This is a genomic window from Rhizobium sp. WYCCWR 11152, assembly GCF_013087615.1.
GTDB lineage: Bacteria > Pseudomonadota > Alphaproteobacteria > Rhizobiales > Rhizobiaceae > Rhizobium > Rhizobium indicum.
On sequence record NZ_JABFCP010000008.1, the window covers coordinates 1 to 23,965 of the forward strand.

21 protein-coding genes and 1 other annotated feature (1 of these 22 cut by a window edge) are annotated in these 23,965 nt (G+C 59.5%); of the genes, 10 read left to right on the forward strand and 11 right to left on the reverse strand.

Annotation, left to right across the window (positions count from 1 at the left end; all coding sequences use genetic code 11):
- Window positions 1-192: hypothetical protein (locus G9X67_RS34705; protein WP_210258845.1), on the forward strand; the 192-nt coding region annotated here is incomplete at its 5' end.
- A gap of 95 nt (window positions 193-287) precedes the next feature.
- Here G9X67_RS34705 and G9X67_RS09855 read toward each other — a convergent pair.
- Entirely contained in the window at window positions 288-500 is a 213-nt protein-coding gene (locus G9X67_RS09855) for a cold-shock protein (RefSeq protein WP_003540801.1), read from the reverse strand.
- A gap of 700 nt (window positions 501-1,200) precedes the next feature.
- Window positions 1,201-1,668: a DUF3828 domain-containing protein gene (locus tag G9X67_RS09860; RefSeq protein ID WP_171598598.1), complete on the reverse strand. Its 468-nt coding sequence runs from the start codon at window positions 1,666-1,668 to the stop codon at window positions 1,201-1,203.
- 180 nt (window positions 1,669-1,848) lie between these two features.
- On the opposite strand from G9X67_RS09860, the gene G9X67_RS09865 reads away from it, so the two are divergent.
- Window positions 1,849-2,160: an antibiotic biosynthesis monooxygenase family protein gene (locus G9X67_RS09865; protein ID WP_171598599.1), complete on the forward strand. Its 312-nt coding sequence runs from the start codon at window positions 1,849-1,851 to the stop codon at window positions 2,158-2,160.
- Between the two features lie 85 nt (window positions 2,161-2,245).
- Here the strand turns inward: G9X67_RS09865 and G9X67_RS09870 are convergent, their stop codons facing one another.
- The 6 genes from G9X67_RS09870 to G9X67_RS09895 all read right to left on the reverse strand — a co-directional run bounded on the left by G9X67_RS09870 (window position 2,246) and on the right by G9X67_RS09895 (window position 12,201).
- On the reverse strand, window positions 2,246-5,041 hold the full coding sequence (locus G9X67_RS09870) for a metal-binding protein (protein ID WP_171598600.1): 2,796 nt from the start codon (window positions 5,039-5,041) through the stop codon (window positions 2,246-2,248).
- A gap of 382 nt (window positions 5,042-5,423) precedes the next feature.
- Window positions 5,424-5,810, reverse strand: coding sequence for a GNAT family N-acetyltransferase (locus G9X67_RS09875; protein WP_138329033.1), 387 nt, complete (start codon window positions 5,808-5,810; stop codon window positions 5,424-5,426).
- A 111-nt stretch (window positions 5,811-5,921) separates the two neighbouring features.
- Window positions 5,922-6,350 (reverse strand): hypothetical protein, encoded by a 429-nt coding sequence (locus tag G9X67_RS09880; protein ID WP_171598601.1) that lies wholly within the window; start codon window positions 6,348-6,350, stop codon window positions 5,922-5,924.
- A 364-nt stretch (window positions 6,351-6,714) separates the two neighbouring features.
- Entirely contained in the window at window positions 6,715-7,149 is a 435-nt protein-coding gene (locus G9X67_RS09885; protein WP_171598602.1) for an SEC-C domain-containing protein, read from the reverse strand.
- Between the two features lie 89 nt (window positions 7,150-7,238).
- Entirely contained in the window at window positions 7,239-10,232 is a 2,994-nt protein-coding gene (gene uvrB / locus G9X67_RS09890) for an excinuclease ABC subunit UvrB (RefSeq protein WP_171598603.1), read from the reverse strand.
- A gap of 178 nt (window positions 10,233-10,410) precedes the next feature.
- Window positions 10,411-12,201: a glycoside hydrolase family 15 protein gene (locus G9X67_RS09895; RefSeq protein WP_171598604.1), complete on the reverse strand. Its 1,791-nt coding sequence runs from the start codon at window positions 12,199-12,201 to the stop codon at window positions 10,411-10,413.
- Window positions 12,202-12,449: 248 nt separating this feature from the next.
- On the opposite strand from G9X67_RS09895, the gene G9X67_RS09900 reads away from it, so the two are divergent.
- Both G9X67_RS09900 and G9X67_RS09905 read left to right on the forward strand, forming a co-directional pair.
- On the forward strand, window positions 12,450-12,791 hold the full coding sequence (locus G9X67_RS09900; RefSeq protein ID WP_130677824.1) for a hypothetical protein: 342 nt from the start codon (window positions 12,450-12,452) through the stop codon (window positions 12,789-12,791).
- A 278-nt stretch (window positions 12,792-13,069) separates the two neighbouring features.
- A complete protein-coding gene (locus G9X67_RS09905) occupies window positions 13,070-13,300 on the forward strand; it encodes a DUF982 domain-containing protein (protein WP_246697166.1) in 231 nt (76 codons plus the stop codon).
- A gap of 78 nt (window positions 13,301-13,378) precedes the next feature.
- Here the strand turns inward: G9X67_RS09905 and G9X67_RS09910 are convergent, their stop codons facing one another.
- Entirely contained in the window at window positions 13,379-14,146 is a 768-nt protein-coding gene (locus G9X67_RS09910; protein ID WP_171598605.1) for an adenylate/guanylate cyclase domain-containing protein, read from the reverse strand.
- Window positions 14,147-14,390: 244 nt separating this feature from the next.
- On the opposite strand from G9X67_RS09910, the gene G9X67_RS09915 reads away from it, so the two are divergent.
- Together G9X67_RS09915 and G9X67_RS09920 are read left to right on the forward strand one after the other, a co-directional pair.
- A complete protein-coding gene (locus tag G9X67_RS09915; RefSeq protein WP_171598606.1) occupies window positions 14,391-16,130 on the forward strand; it encodes a rhomboid family intramembrane serine protease in 1,740 nt (579 codons plus the stop codon).
- Between the two features lie 224 nt (window positions 16,131-16,354).
- Window positions 16,355-18,571, forward strand: coding sequence for an adenylate/guanylate cyclase domain-containing protein (locus G9X67_RS09920; RefSeq protein WP_171598607.1), 2,217 nt, complete (start codon window positions 16,355-16,357; stop codon window positions 18,569-18,571).
- 19 nt (window positions 18,572-18,590) lie between these two features.
- Here the strand turns inward: G9X67_RS09920 and G9X67_RS09925 are convergent, their stop codons facing one another.
- On the reverse strand, window positions 18,591-19,082 hold the full coding sequence (locus tag G9X67_RS09925; protein WP_138329040.1) for a YHS domain-containing (seleno)protein: 492 nt from the start codon (window positions 19,080-19,082) through the stop codon (window positions 18,591-18,593).
- A 96-nt stretch (window positions 19,083-19,178) separates the two neighbouring features.
- A complete protein-coding gene (locus G9X67_RS09930; protein ID WP_171598608.1) occupies window positions 19,179-19,826 on the reverse strand; it encodes an ankyrin repeat domain-containing protein in 648 nt (215 codons plus the stop codon).
- A gap of 209 nt (window positions 19,827-20,035) precedes the next feature.
- Between G9X67_RS09930 and G9X67_RS09935 the strand changes: the two genes are divergently transcribed.
- The 4 genes from G9X67_RS09935 (at window position 20,036) to G9X67_RS09950 (ending at window position 23,802) form a co-directional block, all read left to right on the forward strand.
- Complete coding sequence (locus G9X67_RS09935) at window positions 20,036-20,824, forward strand: thioredoxin family protein (protein WP_138329042.1); 789 nt, start codon at window positions 20,036-20,038, stop codon at window positions 20,822-20,824.
- 235 nt (window positions 20,825-21,059) lie between these two features.
- Window positions 21,060-22,820 carry a phospholipase D-like domain-containing protein gene (locus tag G9X67_RS09940; protein WP_171598609.1) on the forward strand — a complete coding sequence of 587 codons (1,761 nt, stop codon included), beginning with the start codon at window positions 21,060-21,062 and terminating at the stop codon, window positions 22,818-22,820.
- Between the two features lie 278 nt (window positions 22,821-23,098).
- Entirely contained in the window at window positions 23,099-23,476 is a 378-nt protein-coding gene (locus G9X67_RS09945; protein ID WP_171598610.1) for a response regulator, read from the forward strand.
- 74 nt (window positions 23,477-23,550) lie between these two features.
- Complete coding sequence (locus G9X67_RS09950; protein WP_131663617.1) at window positions 23,551-23,802, forward strand: hypothetical protein; 252 nt, start codon at window positions 23,551-23,553, stop codon at window positions 23,800-23,802.
- Window positions 23,803-23,948: 146 nt separating this feature from the next.
- Window positions 23,949-23,965 (forward strand) — a sequence feature (sul1 is cis-regulatory element that is thought to sense ions involved in sulfur or methionine metabolism; They are found in Alphaproteobacteria) (it continues 39 nt past the right edge of the window).

Here is a 23,965-nt window from a genome sequence, read left to right on the forward strand (position 1 = left end):
AAATGCTACAAGGCGTTTTCAGCCGCTGTAATCATTGCAGATTTTTGGATTTACGTCCAGTCGATCATCGGGGCGACCGCAAAAATCGGCCTCTTCTGCGTCATCGACGTTCCATTGTTCGTTGTTCTCTGGGGCCGCAATGCGGCGGCGCACCACCGCAGGGGCGGGATCATCCATAAAGCGCGCATATAACACTTGCCGGCATGATCGACAAATGACGGCCGCGCCGCAAACAGAAACGGCGCCCCTTGCAGAGCGCCGTTCATGCCGCCGAAGCGATGTCTGACTTACGAAGCCGAGATGTTGACAGCCTTCGGGCCCTTGCCCATGCGGTCCGGCTCGGTGTCGAAGGTAACCTGCTGGCCTTCGCGCAGCGACTGGATGCCAGAAGCCTGCAGCGCAGAGATATGGACGAAAACGTCCTTTGCGCCGCCGTCCGGCGTGATGAAACCAAAACCCTTGTCCTGGTTGAAGAATTTTACGGTGCCCTTGGTGGCCATTGGGATCGTCCTTTTCCCTTAGTCTGTGTAGTATCCGCGCCCCCGAGAGGAAGCGGACGGCTTTAGCTTTCGCCCCGATCGATTGGGACGAAGGGTCAGTCGGAGAAGTCACGTACGGGGAAAGAACGTCTACGTAGGCGGGTAGTCCCGCGCCGCCTTCCAAACGGAAGGGATTACCACATCAGTCCAGTCACCGGCATGCAAATGCCCGAGTAAGTCAATTCGTGCCAGCATTTCGGGCAAAAAGCAAGCGGGATTATTGTGGCATGCCCGCATCGATACCGGGAAATGCCGAAGATTCAGATACTTGACGATGGGTTAACGGATTCTTGCACGCCTGTGCCATATCGGGATTCCGTGCCGAAACGGGATGACGGGCGGATTCGATAGCCGGGCAGGGACAGCAGGGCACCGATCGGCCCTTATGGTGAGGAGGACAGCAGAGTCTGCTCTCCGGTGTTCCTCGCGCCGTCTTTGCTCCGGCCTCATCCTGAGGTGCGGAAGCCGAAGGCTGAAGCCTCGAAGGACGGGGCGGCCACCGGCGCTCTTGCCTTCGATTCACGCGGGGCTTTGTGGAACTCCAGGTGGGAGGAGCTTCAACGCCCGCCCTCGTGGTTCGAGACGGCCCCTTGGCCTCCTCACTATGAGGGCTCTCTCCGCTCCATCCTCATCACGGGCGAGATCCCTCGATGCCGTCCACTTACTGCGCATCACGCAGCAACGCGCTCAGGCTCCACGGATTATCCCCTTTTTGGTTCGCAATGTCGTCGACCTTCCAGCCGCCGTGTTCGCGCACCAGAGTATAGAAGAGCGTCACCTCTTCGCCGTTTTCGAACTGCACCTCTACCTCGGCCTTGTCATCCAGCAGGATCGGTTGGCCGATCCTGACGTCGCTCGCCGCGCCGTCCTGACCCGCGATCACGGGATCGAAGTCGATTGCGCCGACATCGCCCTCCGGTGTGTTGTCGAGATCGGTCTGAAGGAGTTCATTCAGGTGATCGGAGAAGAAAGTCGAATAGGGTGAGGGCGCCTCGGCGTCGCTGTTATCGGTGTCGTAGCTATAGAGCGCCTTGAGCAGCGCCTTCGGCGTCTTGTAGGTCTGCGCCGATGCCGGCAAGGCTGCGACCGCCGACACGGCGAGGGCGAGGATGAATGTGGGCAGGCGCATGCGGGCTCTCCTCGATGAGCGGTGAATCATAGCGGAATCGGGCGCCGAGGTGGAGCGGCATTTTAGGGGCGGGTTGTCAGGATCTGCCGTGGTCATCGGCCCCGTTTCAATGACCACGCCCCACGCTTGTTTGTGACAGGCGCCCGGGCGAGACTTCCAAATCAAGCTGGGGAGGGTGAGATGAAATGCATCGTCGGATTCTTCATGACCAAGCCTGGAAAGCGCCATGCCTATCTGGCCGCGGCGCAGAACCATCTCGAACAGAGCCGGCTCGACCCGGATTGTCTCTATATCGAGCTGGTGCCGATGCCCGAGCATCCCGACAAAATTCTGTTGGCCGAGGCCTTCACCAGCGAGGAAGCGCATCGCCGGCACGAGGATACAGACCACATGCGCGAGCTATGGGCCGTCGGCCCGACGCTGCTGTTGCATGTCGTTATCGACAATGTGATTTCCGCTCAGGTGGAGCATATCGACGAGCGGTTTGACTGATGCGTGCCTGATTTCGCGCGGCCACCCATCGGTGGGACTTGCACGACTGCAAGTCCCACCTCGGTGCCCGGCAATTCTGTCGCTGCTAGATCAATGCCTCATGCGACAGCGCAAACGACGGCTCGAAGACGTCCTTCACGGCGAGCGTGAAATCGTGGCTGGTGACGTTTCCGGCCGCGTCGTAGGCTTCGGCGGTGAAGGTTAGGCTGTGGGTGCTTTCGTAGTCGATTGCAGCCTTCGTCTGGATCTTGTTGCCGACGAGTTTGAAGATGCCGTCAGCATCGTCCGTCAGCCGCCATTTCACCGTGCCGCCTTCCGGATCGACCGCCGAGAGAAGGCCGACCGAGGTGCCGATCGCGATGTTTTCGGAGACGGAGCTGCGCGAGAAGGCGAGATTGGTCGGCGCCTTGTTGACAGGGGCTTCGTTGACGTCGAGGACGTTGATCGTGATGTCCTTCTCCACGGTGACCTTGCCGTCCGAAACTGCCACCTTGATCGTGTGCGACTTGTCGGTCTCGTAGTCGAATTCCTTAGAGGTAACGATGCGGTTGCCCTTTATCCGGAAGTGATCATTCGCCCCGTCAATCAGCGTATAGGTGAGGGCGTCGCCATCGGCGTCTTTGGCGCTGAGCAGGCCGACCGTGGTCCAGATCGGCGTGTCCTCGGAGAGGGCGGTCTTCGAAAGCTGGATATTGGTCGGCGCGGCATTGCCCTTCGGCGTAAAAGTTTCCGTGGCGAAATCGTAGACGCCGTCGGCAAAGCGCGCCAATTCGACGTCTGTCAGCGTATCCGTCCCTTCCCCAGCGCTCGTCAGGATGTGATCGCCATTATTCAATGCGAAGGAATAATTGGCGAAATTGCCGGAGAAGATTGCCGTATCGATGCCGTCGCCGCCATTGATGGTGTCGTCGCCGGCGCCACCGGTCAATTTGTCATTGCCGGCGTTGCCATTGATGATGTCGTTGCCGGCGCTGCCGTCGAAAATGTCGTTGCCGTCAGTGCCTGTGAACTCGTCGTCGCCGTTGCCGGTCTTGACGTCGATGCCAAGGGCATGGCCGGCGATGAAAGATCCGAGATCTCCCAGTTCGTCGGAGAGATCGAGGTGGGCGCTGTCCGTCAGTGCCACTGAGGCGCGAAAATCGCCGAACGGATCGGTCGACCAGACGATTTTGTCGAAGCTTTCGAACTGCGCGCTTGAACCGGCAACCGCCACTCCTGCCGTTTCAAGGACCTCCATGTTCTTGATCGTCAGGCCCTGGAGCGAGCTTATCTGCAGCGTATCGATCCCGGCACCGCCATCGATCGTTCCGGAATTCATTGGAGCGAATGTCTCAAGAGTTATGGCATCGTTACCATCGCCCGCATCGATATCAACCACTTCAGAGGCAAGGCCAAAAAGCTCACCATCGGAGATCGTATCGTTACCCGCGCCGCCTCTGATGATGTCGTTTCCAAGGTCGCCGGATATGTGGTCGTTGCCGTCACCGCCATTCAGCGTGTCATTGCCGGCTCCGCCCTGGATCAGATCGTTTCCGGCGCCGCCGTTCAGCGTGTCCGCGCCGTCACCGCCATTGATGTTATCGTTGCCTGCGCCTGTCGTGATCGCATTGTCGTCGCTCGAGCCGGTCACATTTGCGGAGCCGGAGCCCAGTTCGTCGGCAAGGTCCACCGCGCCGGAATCCGAGATGACCAGATTGACCGCGACGAGAGGGTTGATCTCGGAGTCGCGGATGACGTCGTACGCTTCGAACTCAGCGCCGGTCTTGGTAATCGTGGCACCGTTCGTGTCCAGGATATTCAGCGGAGTACCCGGCTCGGTGCTGTTGAGCGTGAAGGTTTCCGTCGCGAAGTCATAAACGCCATCGGCAAAGCGCGCGAATTCGACGTCTGTCAGCCTGTCCGTGCCTTCCAGCGCGCTCGTCACGACACGGCTGCCATTGTCGATCGCGAAGGAATATTCGGCAAAATTGCCGGCGAATGCCGCCGTGTCGATGCCGGAGCCACCATTGATGGTGTCGTTGCCGTCGCCGCCGGTCAATTTGTCATTGCCGTCGTTGCCATTGATGAGGTCGCTGCCAGCGCTGCCGTCGAAAATGTCGTTGACGTCACTGCCCGCAAACTCATCATTGCCGTCGCCGGTTTTGACGTCAATGCCGGAGAAGCCGCGGACAAGGGTCCCGAGATCTCCCAGTTCGTCGGAAAGATCGAGGTGGGCGCTATCCGTCACTATCAGTGAGGGATCAAAATTAAAGACCGGATCGGTTGATCTGGCGATCTTGTCGAAGCTTTCGAACTGTGAACTCGAACCGCTCACCTGGAAATCGGCGAGTTCAAGCACTTCGACGTTCTTGATCGTCAGGCCCCGGAGCGCCGAGGCACGCAACGTATCGATCCCGGCACCGCCATCGATCGTTCCCGATATCAGTGGAGCGAATCTCTCAATGGTTATCAAATCGTCGCCGTCGCCGCCGTCAATGTCGACGATTTCTGGCTGGAGGCTGCCATCAGGTCCGGACACAAAGCCAAAACCACCATCAGTGATCCTGTCGTTGCCGTCACCGCCGATCAGTTTGTCGTTGCCGGCATTGCCGTAGATCGTATCGTCACCGCCGCCGCCGCTCAGCGTGTCTGCGCCGTCGCCGCCCGAAATCGCATCGTTGCCGGCGCCCGTCGTGACCGTGCTGCCGCCGCTCGATACCGTCACGTTCGCCGATACCAAGCCCAACTCGTCGGCCAGATCTGCCGCCGAGGAATCGGAAACAGTGAGGGAGACAGGTGCGGAAGGGCTGGTTTCAGAGTCGCGGATGACATCGTAAGCTTCGAACTCAGCGCCGGTCTTGGTAACTGTGGCGCCGTTCGTGTCCAGAATATTCAAGGCCATATATATCTTTCCCCAAAAGATGCTTTGTACTCGGCAATATGAGACATCCGCGAAAGAACTGTTTTATTGCTCAGCGGACGACAACCCCTCGGGGATCTATGCCAATCCCCGATTAAGTTTTCAATGCAAAATTGTGTCTTTTCATTGCTTTTTTAATGAAAAACTAAGGGATGAAATACTGTGGAAAGGAATTTTAATTTGAGAACTCAAAGACATAATTTGGTTTCGTAAATAGTATTATCTTTCATTTTCGGTTGCAATGCTCTCGCGAAAATTGTGTTTTCAGCGGGTTCTTCGATAATGCTGCGCCGCGCGACCATTCGCGCCACTATCGCAGGTTGGTGTTGGCTTCGACTTGTTCCGGCTTCCCGCGCGGGAGGCCTCACACGAGCTTGATGAGGCCCGCCTCGGTCGGGGCAAATCCGCAGGCGTGGTAGAAGCCGGTCAGGTGCGGCTCGAAATCGACATGCAGCCACTCGGCGCCCCGGTCCCTCGCAACCCGCGTCGCTTCCCTGACCAGCCGCGTGGCGATTCCCTGCCGCTGCATGTCGGGATGCACCGATGTATCGAGGATGAAGGCATGGATGCCGCCGTCCCAGGCGACGTTGATAAAGCCGATGAGTTGGTTGTCGTGGTAGGCGCCGATATGGGCGAGGCTGCGGGAAAGGATGGGGGAGAAGTCGCGCGGGGCAGGGGCGCCCCAGGCGGCGGACCAGAGGGCGTTGAGCTCGCCAGCGGAGGGGAAGGGGTCGATGCGGAGTTCTGGCATTGGTCCCTGTCCCACAAAACCATTCTGAAACTGCGAGAGTGTTTCGCGCCTTCTTGAGCCTCGGGCTTGGCCGATAGTTGGCGCTCGTCAAGCTCCGTCAAGCTGAGCAGTCTAAAATCCCAATTCCGCGATCTCAGGGTTAGTCTCTAGGAGATCAAGGTGAGGAGATAATTCACCTAGCTTGCGCTTAATGTCTTTTATCGTTTTCTTATTAATCCAATCGTTTTTGAGGAATTCCTGCAAATAATACAATATAATTTTGGCGCATATGTATGTTCCGGAAATCTCATCGTCATCTACGTCTGTAATTACAAACCTCAAATCACTTTTTCTCATTGCCGTAATAATACGGTCAGAGGCATCTCTGTGAACAAAATTAGACAAAGCTCTGTAAATATATTCGTAGAGGAAAATATCTTTTGGATCTCCAGTCTGTTTTGCCAATGACCTGTACGTATAAGCAATATCAATAAGTTGTCCTTGTTCGGAAATGACTTTGCTGTAGTCTGTCTTCCCGTTGGGGCGGGTTGCATACCCCACAGGCCTCGCGATGCGAGTGCTTCATATAAAACAACTTTATTATCAAGGCTTTCCAGCCGCAGAGACTTTATTCTAAGATAATGTTCAACAATTGCGCGCGAAATTATAAGGCATTCGTCACGGTACAGATCATTGATCGTTTCTGCAATAAATTCAATCGACTGGAGTGCGGATCTGAAGCTCGAAAGAATGTAGATCTTCCTATCAAATTCATTCTCAATTTTTATTGAATTTATTGTGTAATTTACAGACAGGTTATATACTATAGATATCTCACTCAAAATTTTCTTTATTCTTAAAAAGGAATAATACTGTGGTGAATCGAGGTACGTGAATATATAGAAAGGATCGCTGTTGTCTTCCTTTAGCTGAAAGTACTCCTTAACTGCGCTCCGGAACTCTTCTCTCTCTGCGCGAGACGTTGCTGGGGAGTCGCTCGCAATGATGAGCCCGGTTTTTCGTAAGCGAAAATGAGTTCTTCCGGTACTTTTGCGGCTCTCATTACTTTTTTAGTGCGTTTTAATATTGTGTTTTCTTTTAGTTCAGCCCTATTCCAGAACACTGGGTCGGATTTATATGGACTGCGACCAAATATATTTTTGAATTCCTTACGACTCTCTTCAAGCTGATTAACGAGTTCCTGGGGTATTGCAACCTCCGCAACAACATCCCCATTGTCGAACTCGAAGTATTTCTTTGTTGTCTTCTTGTGGCAATATTTATATTTTATTCCCGATCCGCATGGACAAAGTTCCTTTTCCCCAATCTCACGTTTTTTGCTTCTGATCTTGGCGGGCACGTTGTGTAGCCTGTTTCAATTGGGGGTTAGTTTCCGGGCATAAGGCGCCTGTTGTTCAATCGACGTCGATCAAAAGCTGGTCTTACCAATCACCGCCCCGGCCGCCCGGTCTTCCCCTTCGTCCGCCCCTTGCGCTTCTGCTCGCCCGGGTCCTCATAGCTCCCCACGCCCGTCTTCCCGCGCACGACCGGCCGCACGTCGTCGCGTTCCGGCTGCGCGTCAAGCAACGGTGAAAACCGCTTCGTGCTCTTGGCGGCCTCCGGCTTTTCAGGCACCTGTCCGATGACCGGCTTTTCCGTTCGGCCGACCGTCATTTCATCGAGGTCGTTCTTGCGGAAGAGGGTCTTCTTCGTGGGTTCGGCGATGTCGCGGCCCATCTCATCCAGAGCGGGTTTGCGGAAGAGAGGGGTGGTGGTGTCGGTGCCTGGGCCCATGTCGTCGAGGCTGGGTCTTGAGAAGTAGGAGGGGGTGGCCGCCTCATCCGCCTTGCCGGGAACCTTCTCGCCGGCTTGGAGAAGGGACTCGCGGGTCGCTTTGGCGTTCCGTCTGACGCCTTCCATCGCCTTCGACTCCTCGCGCGCCATGGGATCGTCCATAATCGCCAGCTCGGCAGCCTTGAGGCGTTTGATCTCGTCGCGGAGGCGGGCGGCTTTTTCGAAGTCGAGGTCGGCGGCGGCGTCGCGCATGCTCTTTTCGAGCGCGTTGAGATGGGTCTGGAGGTTGTTGCCGACGAGGTTGCCGCCATCGGCGAAGCCTTTGCCCGAGGCGCCCGAGATATCGGCGCGGACGTGGTCGCGCTCGTAGACGGAGTCGAGGATGTCGGAGATCCTGGCCTTGACCGATTCCGGCGTGATGCCGTGTTCCTGGTTATAGACCATCTGCTTTTCGCGGCGGCGGCTGGTTTCCTCCATCGCCCGTTTCATCGAGCCGGTGACCTGGTCGGCATAGAGGATGACCTTGCCGTCGACATTACGCGCGGCGCGGCCGATCGTCTGGATCAGCGAGGTCTCCGAGCGCAGGAAGCCTTCCTTGTCGGCGTCGAGGATGGCGACGAAGCCGCATTCGGGAATGTCGAGGCCTTCGCGCAAAAGGTTGATGCCGACGAGAACGTCGAAGGCGCCGAGGCGGAGATCGCGGAGGATCTCGATACGCTCCAGCGTGTCGATGTCGGAGTGCATGTAGCGCACGCGCACGCCCTGCTCATGCAGATATTCGGTCAGGTCCTCGGCCATGCGCTTGGTCAGCACGGTGCAGAGGGTGCGGTAGCCCTTGGCCGCGGTTTCGCGGATCTCGCCGAGCACGTCGTCCACCTGGCTGCGGGCCGAGCGGACCTCGACCGGCGGGTCGATCAGGCCGGTCGGGCGGATCACCTGTTCGGCGAAGACGCCGCCTGATTGTTCCATCTCCCAGCCGCCGGGGGTGGCCGAAACGGCGATGGTGTCGGGGCGCATGGCGTCCCATTCCTCGAAGCGCAGCGGCCGGTTGTCCATGCAGGAGGGCAGGCGGAAACCGTATTCGGCCAGCGTCGCCTTGCGCCTGAAGTCGCCCCGGTACATGCCGCCGATCTGTGGCACGGTGACATGGCTTTCGTCGATGAAGACGAGGGCGTTGTCGGGGATATATTCGAACAGCGTCGGCGGCGGGTCGCCGGGGTCGCGGCCGGTGAGGTAACGCGAATAGTTCTCGATACCCTGGCAGGAGCCGGTGGCCTCGAGCATTTCGATATCATAGCGGGTGCGCTGCTCCAGGCGCTGGGCCTCCAGCAGGCGGCCGGCCTTCTCCAGCTCGGCGAGGCGAAGCCTGAGCTCCTCCTTGATCGACTTGATGGCGCCGTTCAGCGTCGGGCGCGGGGTGACATAGTGCGAATTGGCGTAGATCTTCACCGATTTTAGGTCGCCGACCTTCTGGCCGGTGAGCGGGTCGAACTCGGTGATGGCGTCGATCTCGTCGCCGAACATCGAGATGCGCCAGGCGGCATCCTCCAAGTGGGCGGGGAAGAGCTCGATCGTGTCGCCGCGCACGCGGAAGGATCCACGGGTGAAATCCATGTCGCGGCGTTTATATTGCTGGGCGACGAGGTCGGCCAGCAACTGGCGCTGGTCGAGCCGGTCGCCGACCGACATCTGGAAGGTCATCGCCGTATAGGTCTCGACCGAGCCGATACCGTAGATGCAGGAGACCGAGGCGACGATGATGCAGTCGTCGCGTTCGAGCAGCGAGCGCGTCGCCGAGTGGCGCATGCGGTCGATCTGCTCGTTGATCGAGCTTTCCTTCTCGATATAGGTGTCGGAGCGCGGCACATAGGCTTCCGGCTGGTAATAATCATAGTAGGAAACGAAATATTCCACCGCATTGTCGGGGAAGAAATTCTTGAATTCGGAATAGAGCTGGGCGGCCAGGGTCTTGTTCGGCGCCAGGATGACGGCCGGGCGCTGCGTCGCCTCGATCACCTTGGCCATGGTGAAGGTCTTGCCGGAGCCGGTGACGCCGAGCAGCACCTGGCTGCGGTCGCCATTCTCCAACCCCTCGACGAGATCGCGGATGGCGGTGGGCTGGTCGCCGGCCGGCTCGTAATCCGACTGCATGCGGATGGCGATGCCGCCTTCGGATTTGTCGGGCCGGGCAGGGCGGTGGGGCGTCCAGATCTTGCCGTTCTTGTGCAGCGGATTGCCGCTCTCGATCAGCGCCGACAGCGCCTCGACCGTGGCGGTGACCGCGGTGCCGGCCTGCAGCGACGAGGCCTCCTCCAGCGTCGTATCCATGCCGGAGACGGGATTGAGGCCGGCCGCCGCGCGTGTCTTCGGGTCGGTCGAGCCGCCCATGGAGGTGCCGCGCGCCGATTTCGACGCGCTGATGCCGCCGTCGCTGGTTTTCGTCCTGGCGGCGATTTCCACCTTCTTGCGGTGCTTGCCGGCCTTGGAGGCGATCTGGCGCTGCGTCTCGACGCCCGAGGTTTCGGCATCGGCCTCCAGCTGCTTCACCCAATCGGCAACCGAGCCTGAGAGGGGGGCTCCCTCAAAAGACGATTGAGGGGCTTCCTCGAAGCCATTCGGGGCGGGGGATTTCTTCGGAGATCTGGCCATGGCGCGAATATGGAGAGAGTCAGCGCGAAAGTGAAGAGGGAAAGAGTACAAAAGGGAAACGAATGAATCGTTCGGATTTTTGAATAGTGGGGTGGTGTCGCTTAAGGGCGCTAACCTCGCCTTGGGCAGCGGCGGGTGTTCTCCCGCCGGTCTCCCAATAACCAAGCCGAGCATATAATCAAGCCGAACGCTGGTCCGCCGGCCCCTCCAGCCGCGCGAGGTTCAACGCACTGTTGATCAACCCGACATGGCTGAAGGCCTGCGGGAAGTTGCCCAGCATGCGGCGGGCGGCGGGATCATATTCTTCCGCCAGAAGCCCGACATCGTTGCAGATAGAAAGCAGCCGCTCGAACAGGCGCAGCGCATCGTCGCGGCGGCCGATCATGCCGAGGGCGTCGACGAGCCAGAAGCTGCAGGCGAGGAACGCGCCTTCGCCTGGCGGCAGGCCGTCGTCCACCTCCTGCGTCTCGTAGCGCAGCAGCAGGCCATCACGCAGCAGCCTGCGCTCGATCGCCTCGACTGTCGCGACATAGCGCGGATCATCAGGCGGGATGAAGCCGACCATGCCGAGATGCAGCAGGCTGGCATCAAGCGCCTTGGAGCCGTAGGCCTGCACGAAACAGCCGAGTTCGGGATCGAAAGCTTTCTCGCAAACCTCGGCATGGATGTGATTTGCGAGCGTGCGCCAACGTGCGGCGGCCTCGGGCTCGCCGTCCGCCTCGGCAATCTGGACGGCGCGGTCGAAAGCCACCCAGGCCATGACCTTCGAATAGGTGAAATGCTGGCGCTGGCCGCGCACCTCCCAGATGCCTTCATCGGGCTCCATCCAGATTTTTTCGAGAAAGGGCAGAATGGCCGCCGCCAGTTCGCGTCCGCGGTGATGCGGCGGAAGCCCACCCTTGCGGGCCTGCAGCATGGCGTCGGCCACCTCGCCATAGACATCGAGCTGCACCTGTTCGGCAGCGGCATTTCCGATGCGTACGGGTGTCGAGCCCTCGTAGCCACTCAGCCAGGGAACCTGCCATTCCAGCAGATTGCGCTCGCCGGCGACGCCATACATGATCTGCATCTGCGCCGGGGCGCCGGCGACCGCGCGCAGCAGCCAGTTGCGCCAGGCACTGGCTTCTTCGTAATAGCCGAGTTTCATCAGGGCGAGCAGGGTCAGCGTCGCGTCGCGCAGCCAGCAATAGCGGTAGTCCCAGTTGCGCGGCCCGCCAACCTTTTCCGGCAGGGAGGTTGTCGCTGCGGCGACGATGCCGCCCGTCGGCATGTAGGTCAGTGCCTTGAGCGTGATGAGCGAGCGTTTGACCTGTTCCGTCCACCCGCCCACTTTCGGGCAGGTCGCGGCAAAGGATTGCCAGAATTCCTCCGTGTCCGGCAGCGCATATTCCACCTGCCGCTGAGCCGGCTGCGGCATATGCGAGGGTGACCAGGTCAGGGTGAAGATCTGGCTCTCGCCAGCGGCAAGCTGGAAGGAGCCGACCGTGCTCAGGCCGCGGCCTTCGAGCGGGACGGCGCAATTCAGGGTTAGCCTGTCCGGGCCGGCAATGGCGGTGATGCCGCCATCCTCGCCATGCGTGACCCAGGGAACGGTTCGGCCGTAATCGAAGCGAAGGTTGAGCTCCATATCGAAGGCGACAGTGCCGCTCTTGCCCTCGACGATGCGCATCAGATCGCTCGTGCCATCGCGAAGCGGCATGAAGTCGATGAGAACGGCGGTGCCGGTCTCGGTCTGAAACTCGGTTTCGAGAATGAGCGTATCGTTGCGGTAGCGGCGCGTGACGCGGACAATTTCACCTGACGGTGACAGCGACCAGAAGCCGTTATCCTCGGCGCCGAGCAGGGCGGCAAAACAGGCGGGGGAATCGAAGCGCGGAAAACAGAGCCAGTCGATCGAGCCGTTCTTCGAGACGAGTGCGGCGGTTTCGCAATCGCCGATGAGCGCGTAGTCCTCAATGGGTACCGACACCGGAGCCTCCTCTGCATAGCAGTCGGGCTTTTAGGTAGAGGCCGTGCGCGGAGGTCAAGCGCGGAAACTAACGGGGCGGTAGGCGTGCCGGCTATCATGCAAACTCCGGATATCAATGGGGGGCATCGCCAGCAATGCCAAGCCGAAATGGAAAGTGTCGATAAATAAAAGTCTGTGGTTGAAGGCTCTGCTGCCTCCCGCATTGCGCGCGCCGATGTTACAGCTGCTGCGGGAATTGGGGACCATTCATGAACAAGATAATCATTGCATTCGCGGCGGCCGCGGCAGTGGCCGGCTGCGCCAAACGTCCTGACGCTATCGTTCAAGTCGATATTCCGATGGCTGCCTATACGAACCTCAGTTGCGCGGCGCTCGCCGTGGAACTCAAGAAAGAGAAGGCCAAGCTCGACGACCTTTCCAAGCAGCAGATCAGTGCAGCGAACGGCGATGCTTTCGGTGTCTTCCTCGTCGGCGTCCCCATCGGCAGCGTCGCCGGGGGAGACAAGGAAGGGGAAATTGCCGCGTCCAAAGGCAAGGTTTCCGCCATGCAGTCCGCTGGAATGAGCAAGGGCTGCAAGCTGCCAGGTTGACAGCCGGGGCCGCAACCATCGAGATCGGCCCGGCCAAAAATGAGGCATTGGTCGGCGATCCCGATTTCAATATCCATTTGCGTCCGTCGTTTCTTCGCCCAAAGACCGACGGCATTCGTGCAATGCCGCGCGGCGATCGTCCGACCCTCTTATCGGAACCGAAATCGGCCTTCCGCAGTTAGTTTCCAGTCACTTCACCTCTGGGTACTACTGCCATTAGCGACCATTCCGCCTTCTGGAAACAAACGATCTCGATCGACCTTGATACCGGCGAACGCCTGGTTCTCCGCTCACCGCAGGATGCGCTCTATGCGCTCGTCTCGGACTGGCCGGTCAATGGCGGCGTCCACCAGCAAAGGGCGATCGATTTCTGCCGCGCCTGGCTTGCCGGACGGATGCCGGCCGAGACGGTGCGGCAGGCTTTCATCCTGGCGGCGTTGGAAGCCGGCGTTACGATCAATGATGATGAAGACGGTGCCGAAGCCGCGGTTGTGAACCCTCCAGTATAGGAGGAGAGACGCCGGCTACATTCAGTCTTCACGCGGCCGGCATCCGCTTCGAAGAGATCGTGGCGTGGTCGCAATCGCTCAGCGTTTGATCAACACACGCGCCTGCACCGGCTGCTCGATGCCCTTGAGCGTGAGCGTGCGCTCTTCTGCTCCGGCAACAAGCGCGGCAGCCTTCGCCGCCGTTTCGGCCGAGATCAGGATCTCGCCGGCGGCGGCCTGGGATTCGAGCCTTGCGGCCTGGTTGACGACGCCGCCGATGGCGGTGAAATCGCTGCGGAAGCTTGAGAATTCGCCGATCTGGACCTCACCGGAATGGATGCCGACGCCGACGCCGAGGGTGCGGCCGGGCAATGCCTCGAGCACCAGACCGCTCAGCGCGGCGGCGCAGTTTCGCTGGATCTCCTGCGCGGCCAGGATCGCGGCGCCGGCGTGATCCTTTCTGACGATCGGAAAATTGAAAATCGCCATCAGGCCGTCGCCCATCTGCTTGTTGACGATGCCATCACGCGCCCAGATCGCCTGCGCGCAGCGATCCTGAAACAGGCTGACAATCTCGCTCAGTTGCACCGCCTCGATGCGCTCCGACAGATCCGTGAAACCCCTGATATCGGCAAACAGGATGGTGGCGTCGACAGTGATCTGGCGCTGCTTCTTGACATATTGGAAGGAGCGCTCGCAGATCGTGCAGATATCGGGGTTCATCTTGCTGCGGGTGATGCCGAGGGCGCGGAAGGGCAGGGCAAGCGGACCGCCGATCGGGATCGGCACATGCATCTGGTCCCAGCAGCCGCGACAAATCCTGGCGCTGCCGTGCCTGGTTGGCTCACTCGATGAGGCTGTCGTCATGTCGCGCAATCCATCGCCTGATAACCAAGAAATAAGCTTCCGATACTCGCCTGCTTTTTGCAACTCTGCTGATGGTCTGGGGTGACGATGACCTGAAGTATTTCATATCGAATTATGATGCGTTCATTTTGCTGACGATGTCGAAACCCATCTTGCAAAATGCTATTCCCGGTAGATAAATTCGATCCAGTGTCATCGCCTTGTCTACAAGGTGCAGTCGATACTTTTTTAGCGAGAAGTTTGGATGACGTCTGAAGAATTGCGCAGATCGGAATATGCCTACAACAAACGTAAATTGCTCCTGATCTTCCTGGTTATAGTTGCCATCACGGCAGGAATCATCTGGCTAGGCTTCCATCCACCTAGGGATAAGGACCCTCGCGTGGCTTGGTTCTTCGTGGTGCCGGGCGCAGCGTTTTTTGGCATCATAGCATTGCTGCTGTTGCCCAAGGTCTTCTCTATGGAGCCGGGACTCGTCATGTCGACGGCCGGAATCCGTTTGCCGAGTTTCCCTGGCCAGATACTGCCGTGGTCAGCCATTCAAAGCTTTGGCAGAGTCCAGACCAAGTATGCGGATAACATCGTTCTTCACCTTGATCCCACTGTCGCCGGGACCTTGGTCAGACGGGGGCTGGCGAGCCGGCTGCCGGAATGGTTCGTTGGTTCACGCGCCAAGGTCGGCGTTGCTCTGAAGCTCTTGCGGGGCAATTCGGACAGGATATTCGATGAGTTCGTCGAATTGCTGTCCGAAGCTTACGAAGCCGAACGCCAAACCATGCAGGAAGTTGGCTCGATCGCCCCGGACGACGAAGACGAAGCGCCGGAACCCGCGATCAACAGCGGCGGCCATCCGGTATTCACCTACGTTCTTCTTGCCGTTCTGATTGCGGTCTATGTCGGCGAACTAACCTTCGGTCTCGAGCCGCCCGTCGCCGGCACTCCCACCAATTGGACTCTCTTCGTCCTCGGTGGGACGTTTCGTCAAAGCATTGTCGAGCAGGGTCAATGGTGGCGGCTGTTTACCGGACCTTTCATGCATGGAGGTATCCTCCATCTCGTGTTCAATTGCGTTTCCTTATGGTTCGCAGGAGGGCTCTTTGAACGGCTGATCGGCTGGCGCTGGTTTGCAGCGATTTTTTTCGCAAGTGCCCTTGGCGGATCTGTCGCATCGGTGTGGATCAATGCGCCGAACACGATCGGGGTCGGCGCCTCCGGCGGGATTGTCGGACTTTTTGCAGCCGTGATCGCTGCCAGCTTCCGTTTCCGCTCAGGGCCGATTGCAGATACCCTGCGGATCGGGGCAGCTCAAATTCTCATTCCCTCGCTGCTGCCATTCCTTTCGGCAGCAAGAGGCGGTGAGAACATCGATTATGCCGGACATTTCGGCGGCGCCTTGACCGGGGCCGCGCTATCGTCGCTGCTGCTGGCTTTCTGGCCGAGAGAACGCCCGACGCCTCGTTTCGGCGCGGCGGCGACAGCCTTCAGCACTCTGTTCGTTATTATAGCGGCGGCGTCGCTTTGGCCGATCAGCAACACACGTCAATTCATCGTCAATGACCCCATGGCGAACTATTTCGCAGGTAAGTACGAGCAGGCCGCGACAGGGTTCGCCATTAGGACAACCGAGAATCCCCCGACGGCTCCCTATTATCATCTCTGGCGTTTTATGGCTCAAAGCCGGGGCAATGATGCAAAGGCAATCGCCGATCTCAAAATCGCGGCCAGTAAAACGGACGAGGGAACGTGGCCCTATCCCGTTTTCAGTCTCTTTCTCGGCGAGTTGAAACCGGATGAACTGATGGCGAAAGCGGCCGATAGCAACCAGCGTTGCGAAGCCACATTTTACAATGGCGAATGGTATCTGTTGGGTGGCAACACCCAGGAGGCGCGCCAACGTTTCGAGGCTGCCTTGTCCTCCTGCCCCACGACATACATCGAATATGACGGCGCGAAGGGTGAATTGAACAGCCTCGGCGTGCAATAATTCTGTGGCCGCTCAGGCCCGAAACCAACCGGGATCGGGAAAGGAGGATGAATTCGCCAGTATCGATCACACCGCCAAGCCCGTAATCGGTAGGCGGCAGACGTCTGTTTTGTCATCCGATAGCATCGCTAAGTTGAATATCGCGCGGTCCGACGATAGCATCGCGGCAGGACATACTGTAGGATATTGTTAATAATACATTCGCTCTCCAGGAAAGACCGGGGATGGAGCGCCGTCTTGCAGCAATCCTGATCGCTGATGTCGTCGGTTACAGTCGATTGAGCCAGATCGACGAAGAGGGCACCCGTGCGCGTTTTCAGGCGGACCAGAACGATATCTTCGAGCCGGCGATCGAGCGTCATCACGGCCGGCTGGTCAAAACCATGGGCGATGGTCTGCTGGTCGAATTCCAGAGTGTCGTTGATGCCTTGCGTTGCGCGGTGGAGGTCCAGCAACTGAAAGCCACGGAGAGTGCTGCGGCCCTCCCGGAGCACAGGCTCGAGTTCCGGATCGGCATCAATCTCGGCGATATCATCGTCGAGGGCGAAGACATCCAGGGTGACGGCGTCAATATCGCCGATCGAATTCAGGCGCAGGCGGAACCGGGCGGTATCGCCATATCGGGCACGACATACGACCAGGTGAAATCGAAAATCCCGGTCGGTTTCGCTTCGCTCGGCGAACAGCGGTTGAAGAGCATCACCGAACCGATCCGGGTTTATCGCATCCTGCTTGACCCGACTGCTGCCGGCAAGACTATCAAGACCCGCAGGCGGCTGCCGAGACGCCGTCTTGTTGCCGGCATAGCAGCGGCCATTGTCCTCGCGCTTGCGGGCGCAGCACTCTGGTGGCAGCCATGGATGCCGGCAAAGCCGCCGGGGCCTGGCGAACGTTTTGCCTATCCGTTGCCGGACAGGCCCTCAGTCGCGGTTCTGCCCTTCATCAATGTCAGCGGCGACACTGAGCACGACCATCTTGCAGCGGGGTTGACGGACGATCTGATCACCGAATTGTCCAAAGTATCGGGTCTTTTCGTCATCGCCCGCCACTCGGTCTTCGCCATCCGGGACTCCGTCGGCAAGATCCAGGACGTGGCCGCCGAACTCGGCGTGAAATATGTGCTCGAAGGAACCTTGCAGCGCGCCGGGCCGCGGCTGCGGATCAATGTCAAACTGATTGACGCGGTCAGCGGCCTGTCGCTCTGGGCTGAGCGCTACGATCGCCAATATGCCGACCTCTTTGCCGTTCAGGACGATGTGATCGGCAAGATCATCTCGGCCCTGTCGGTCAAGCTCAGCGCCCGTGAGCGCGACCAACTGGCCCGGATCCCGACCGAAAATCTCGAAGCCTACGATTTTTACACGCGGGCCGAGCAGGAAGGCTTCATCTTGAGGGATGTCGATACCTATCGTCGGACGCTGTCCTTCTACCAGAAAGCGATCGATCTCGATCCGGGCTTTGCCAATGCCCATGCGGGAATCGCGCGGGTGGCCGTCGATGTCTGGCGCAACGACTATAATTACCTCTGGTCGGCTGCCGTCGCCCGCAAGATCGCCTATGACGCCGCCGGGCAAGCCCTCAAGCTCGATCCCAACAATGCCAGGGCGCACACGGTGCTTGCCCTGCTGCAATGGGTGGATGGACGCGAAACGGAGGCCAAAAATTCCGCCAACATGGCGGTTGCCATGGAGCCGAACGATGCGGAGGCCGCCGCCAACCTCGCTCTCATACTGGTCCACACCGGAAGCAGCGGGCAGGCCATCACGGAGATGGAAAAGGCTTTGCGGCTCGACCCTTCGCCGGCGTCGAGTTTTCAACTGCTGGCGGGGATCGTCTTTTATACCGCGGGTGACGATCAGCGCGCGATCTCGCTGATAGAGCCGACGCTCGACAGCCTGCCGAAGGTCGAGCCGGCACGCGAATATCTGGCGGCGGCCTATGCCGACCAGGGCAATGAAACGAGGGCTGCAGCGGAGACGGCAAAGCTGCTGGAGCTCTTCCCGGAAAGCAATCTCACCTATTATGGCTATCTCTATGATTACTGGCGGGACGGCGATCTGCAGCGCCATCTGGCCGGATTGCGAAAGGCCGGCATTCCCGAATGGCCCTTCGGTTTTACAGGCAGTCAAGCCGACAGGCTCGGCGAGGCAGATCTGCGCAATCTTGTCGATGGCAAGAGCTGGACAGGCAAGCACAAGAACGGCACGGATTTCACTCAGTATTTCGACAAGGCTGGAAACACAGCCTATCGCAGCGCGAATACCAACATCACCGGTATCGTCGAGGTGCGGGGCGACAGTCTCTGCGAAAAATTCGACGGCTATTTCCTCGACCGGATGGTGTGCGGATATGTTTACCGCAACACCTCAGGCGAGCAGCGCGACAGGCCATACGTCCATGTCACGCCGCGCGCCTTGACGTTCTTTTCACCCACACCCTGACGGGCCGGGCGTTGCGGCTTCATTTCGTATCCGGTTGCTGCCAGACGGTGTGCATCTTCTCCGAAATCAGCGTCTGCTGCACTTCGGACCAATGCTTCTTCGAGTCGGTCACCTTGGTCGGATTTTTCTCCATGCCTTCGGCCGCGCCGGGGTCATAGCTCAGGTACAGTTTGCCATCGATGATCCGCCAGGCTTTCGGATCGATATTGGTGGTTACTGTCCCGAAAGACACGCCGTCAGCGCAATAGCCGCCATATTGCGGCGCATATTTGGATGGATCGCCCTTGAAGAGGTCGCGATTTTTAGCGCTGGCGAAATACCAAGTCGCGCCAAGCCAGTGGTGGGAATATGTCTCGGATCCTTCGACGGCCTGGTTTTCAGTGAAATAGGCGACCGGGTCGTAGCCCTTGATCGCGATATCGCCGAAATAGCCGGTATTGACGAGTTCCTCGGCCCCCGCAGGCTGAAGGAAGGAAAGCAGCATGACCGCAGCGCCAACAGCCACGCCCATTCTCTTTCCGGATTTTCGCGCATGGCCGCATTTTTGCACATGATAAGACATAACAAGCTCCGTTCCCGGACGCGGTCTGTTACTTCAAGCGAAATGCTATTGCCGTTTGGTGCATTCCTTGTAGAGCGGTTCGCCCACAAGCTCGGCTTTCTGGCAAACAGCACCGGCTTCCATGAGTAATTTGGCCGTGTCCCAATGCGCCCGCCACCCGGCTTGAGTGAGAGGCGTGTACCCGTTTCTTTCCGTCGCTTCGACATCCGCGCTCTTCGTCAGCAGAAAAGCGACCACGTCGGTGCGGCCCTCTTCGGCGGCGCCGTGCAGCGGCGACATTTGATAGAAATTCTTCCTGTCGTTGACATCAGCTCCCTCGGCGACAAGCCGTTTCACCACCTCCAGATTTCCTCCATAGGCTGCTGCATGCAGCGCCGTCAGCCCACCCTTGTTGCGAATTTCGATGTCGGCGCCGCGATCCAGCAAAAGAACGACGACATCGGCATGGCCCGCCAATGACGCGATAATCAGCGCCGGCTCGCCCGCCTCATCGAGCTCCGACAGATCGGAGCGTTGGTCCAGCAACTGTGTGACGCGGGCGATATCGCCGTCCTTGGCCGCCTGGTGCAAAGGACCTGCCCATGCCGGCAGGACGCCAATGACAAGCGTAACAACAGTCGCGATAAAAGTATTCACGGGCACGATCTCGGTTTGATCAGGGTTCGTATGCGCCGTTTTGTCGCGTTTTAGCACGTGTGCAACTCGTAAACAAGATTGCGCTAATGGACGCGCTCCCGGCCAACACCACTCGCGCGCTACGGCTGCGACCGGCGGTTTCATGGAATACGGTCACACTTGTTACTCCCCCTGTTCGATTTCCGATGCGAAACTATCTCAGACCAATGCGCGATGAACCGGGCTTCCAAGCCCCAGAAATCGCCCCAATGAGGAGATGGAAAGCCATGACTGCTTCAGCCGAGAATGGAAAAAGCGGACAAGCCATGCACAAGCCACCGGTCGTGTCGCCGCAGGCCTGGGAGGCGGCCCGCGAGCAGTTGCTCGTGAAGGAAAAGGCTGAGACCCGCGCACGCGACGCACTGGCCGCCGAGCGCCGGCGCATGCCGTGGATGGCTGTCGAGAAGGCCTATGCGTTCGAAGGTCCTCAGGGCAAAGTCAGCATGCTCGACCTGTTCGAAAACAGACACCAGCTCATCCTCTACCGCGCCTTCTACGAGCCCGGCGTGTTCGGCTGGCCCGAACATGCCTGCCGAGGCTGCTCGATGGTTGCCGATCAGGTTGCCCATGTCGCGCATCTCAACGCGCGCGACACAACGCTGGTCTTTGCCTCGCGTGCGCCGCAGGCCGACATTGCACGGCTGAAGGCGCGGATGGGCTGGACGATGCCGTGGGTCGCGATCACCGACAGCTTCGACAAGGACTTCGGCGTTGACGAGTGGCACGGCACCAACGTGTTCTACCGCGACGGCGAACGCATCTTCCGCACCTATTTCATCAACAACCGCGGCGACGAGCAGATGGGCGGTACCTGGAACTATCTCGACATCACGCCGCTCGGCCGCCAGGAAGTTTGGGAGAATTCGCCCGAGGGCTATCCCCAGACCCCGACCTACAAGTGGTGGAACTGGCACGACAGCTATGTGCCGGACGCCGAGCCCGACAAGAAATGGGTCGAGGTGTCAGATGCGGGGGAGGCGGCGTTTCGGGCCGAGAGTGCAAACGAGAAACCGTAGGTCGGTCCGGCCGTATCTTCCGTCCCGGCAGGAGGGTACGGCGGTCCGTCTGAAAGTCTGCTCAACCGCAAATCTCCTTTCATGACGACGCATCAGCTGGGCAGGTCGTGGCGGCGCTGGCGCTTGCTCGGTACCGTCGCCTCCCTGCACCTTCTGCGCGCAAAAATTCACCAACATATCTCCTTACTGTCACGGAACCATGCTAGATTTCGCCCGATTTCCAGGGGAGGCTGGCATGGATACGGATTTTCGTGTGACCGGCAGGAATGCGGCAGCGCTTTTTGCGCTGACCATCCATCGCGGCGACGGCATGGTGCTGCTCGGCATGGATTGGAAGAATGGCCGACCGCCGATCGATTTCGTCGGTTTCGCCATCCAGTATCGTGAGCCGGGTACGGACTTCTTTAAGACGGTGCGCAACCGCATCGGCTTTCCGGGCCAACCGGTTCCAGACGACGGCATCCGTACCACCGAGGCGCCGATCCAGAAGTTCCGCTGGGTGCATTTTCCTTTCAACGCCGATCTGCCCGGCAAGTTTCTCTATCGCGTCACGCCCAAGTTCATGGATGCCGCGGGCGCGCTGACATCGGGCGAGGCGCAGGAGGCGGAACTGGCGCTGATGCGCGAGACCATTCCCGGCAAGCTGAACGTCGCCTTCACCCGCGGCTTCGTCTCGTCGCAGGCCTTCGTGCGCAATTTTGCCGCCGACGCGCCGACGATCATCACGCTGGTGCCGCCTGTCGGCGATGAGGGGCTGGACTTCGTGCCGACGCACGCCGATGCCGAGCGGGCGCTCGCTTGGATGGGCTTCGAGGCGCGGGCCGAAACGCTTGCGCTGCTCGACAAAGCGCGCAACGCGGGCGCCGAGGTGCGCGTCATCGCCTATGATCTCAACCTGCCCGAGGTGGTCACCCGGCTGGAGGCACTGGGGCCGAGGCTCAAGATCATCATCGACGACAGCGACCGCACCAAGGGCCACGGCCGCCCGAATTCGCCGGAGACGAGGGCGGCGGAGCGGCTGATCACCTCGGCGGGTATTGCCAACGTCAAGCGCCAGCACATGGCCAACCTGCAGCATCAGAAGTCGATCGCGGTCCGCGGCGGCGGCATTTCGACAGTGCTCTACGGTTCGACCAATCTCAGCTGGCGCGGGCTCTATGTGCAGTCGAACAACAGCCTTGCCGTCCACAGCGAAAAGGCGATCGACGATTATTTCACCGCCTTCGAGAGCTATTTCACCGCCAAACGCGCCCAAGACTTCCGCGACTCGCCAAGTTCCGCCGGCTGGATCGACCTCGGCCTCGACGGCGTCGACGCCAAGGTTGCTTTCTCGCCGCACAGCGATGCCAATGGCCGGCTGGACGAGATTGGCGCCGATATCGATACCGCCCAGTCCAGCGTGCTGTTCTCGCTCGCTTTCCTCGGCCAGATGACCAGGGGAGCGATCGGTCCGGCGCTCGGCCGCGCGCTCGAACGCCCCGAGGTGCATGTCATGGGCATCGCCGATGCCGAGGTGCGCGCCGGCAATCTCGGCCTCAACGTGCTGACGCCGGACAATCGCCGCAGGGTGGTGCGGGCGGCCGCCTTGACGGGCAACGTGCCGCCGCCCTTCCTGACGGAACCCTCGGGCCTTGCCGGCGTCGACGGCAACCAGCGCGGCACGCGCATGCACCATAAATTCGTCGTGCTCGATTTCGACAAGCCGACGGCGCGCGTTTATCTCGGCTCCTATAATTTCTCGAACCCCGCCGATGACGAGAACGGCGAGAACCTCGTCGTCGTGCGCGACCGGACGGTTGCGACCAGCTACATGATCGAGGCGCTCAGGATGTACGACCACTACATCTTCCGCGTCGCCTCCGAAGCAAGCGACGGCCCGGCCCGTCCGCTGGAGCTCAAACGCCCGCCTCAGCCTGGCGGCACGCCCTGGTTCGAGCGCGACTGGACCGACCCCATCCGCGCCCGGGACCGGGAGTTGTTTGCGCGGGCGGAGTAATGTCTGGTCACGATGGCCCTTGAACCTCAACCATTCCACGCGGGTGATTTCGAAAGGCGGTCCTTCGCTTTGGGGACGATGGCCTTGTCCGTCGAAGAGTATGCAAAGTGGCTGTCCGCATGGCCGAAGGGCCAGGGAGCACCTGACATCCCGAAGTCAAATTAATACTTTGCCGGTTGCCAACATATTCTTCTCAAGGTGGAAACATTCCGGGGACGGTTGCGTTTTACCCGCTACCGGCAGTGCGACTGACATCCCGTCTAGGAGGAGGCTTATCCATGAAGGTCATGATCGTCGAAGATGAGAATTTTATCGCTCTGGAGCTCGAACGCATTGCGCAAGAGGCCGGACACCAGACCATCGGGCCGGTTTCGACGGTTGAGCAGGCTCTCGCCTACGCTCAAAGAAGCGATGTCGCGCTCGTCGATCTCAGTCTCTCCGATGGGCTGAGTGGCGCCCAGCTGGCGCGTCGGCTGATCGACCGCCATGGGGTTGACGTCATCTTCGTAACCGGCAGTCCCGAGAATGTCGGTCACGGTATCGAAGGGGCGCTCGAGGTGATCTCCAAGCCCTTTACCGATGAGAGGATCGCCAGTGCGCTCTCGCGGGCGGAGGCCCGACGCAAAGACTTCGACAGCAGCAAAGCTGCGTTCTGAACAGCAGCAGCGCTGCGTGTTATAAGGAAATCGACGTCGCCCAGGCCGCTGCGCCTGCCCGAGGAGAAGTCCGGATGAAACACGCGCTCATTGCCGTTCTCTTCGCTCTCTCGGCCTGCGCCAGCGCAGGGGATCCGCAGCCTCTTCCCGGCAGCCTCACCTATGGAGGAAAGGTTCTCCGTTCGCCCTATCGTCCGGGAACGGTGGTCAAGAATACCTTTCTTGGCGATTTCGGTTACCGTGTGTTCGAGACCTATGTCGTCCAGCCGGACGGGACGCTGAAGCTTACCTCCCAGAGCACCGGGCCGGACTTCCTCTGGCAGTGAGGACTTCCGGTTCCTCAGCGCCCAAGCGAAGGGGTGAGCAGAGTGCCGTCCGGCGAGAGGCGTTCGGCTCGTGCGTTTTCGCTTTCGTCCTTCGCAATTGAATGTTGCGCTGCAGTAAAGATCTCGTCTATACCGCAGGCATTCACCACGGACCCGGTGAGAC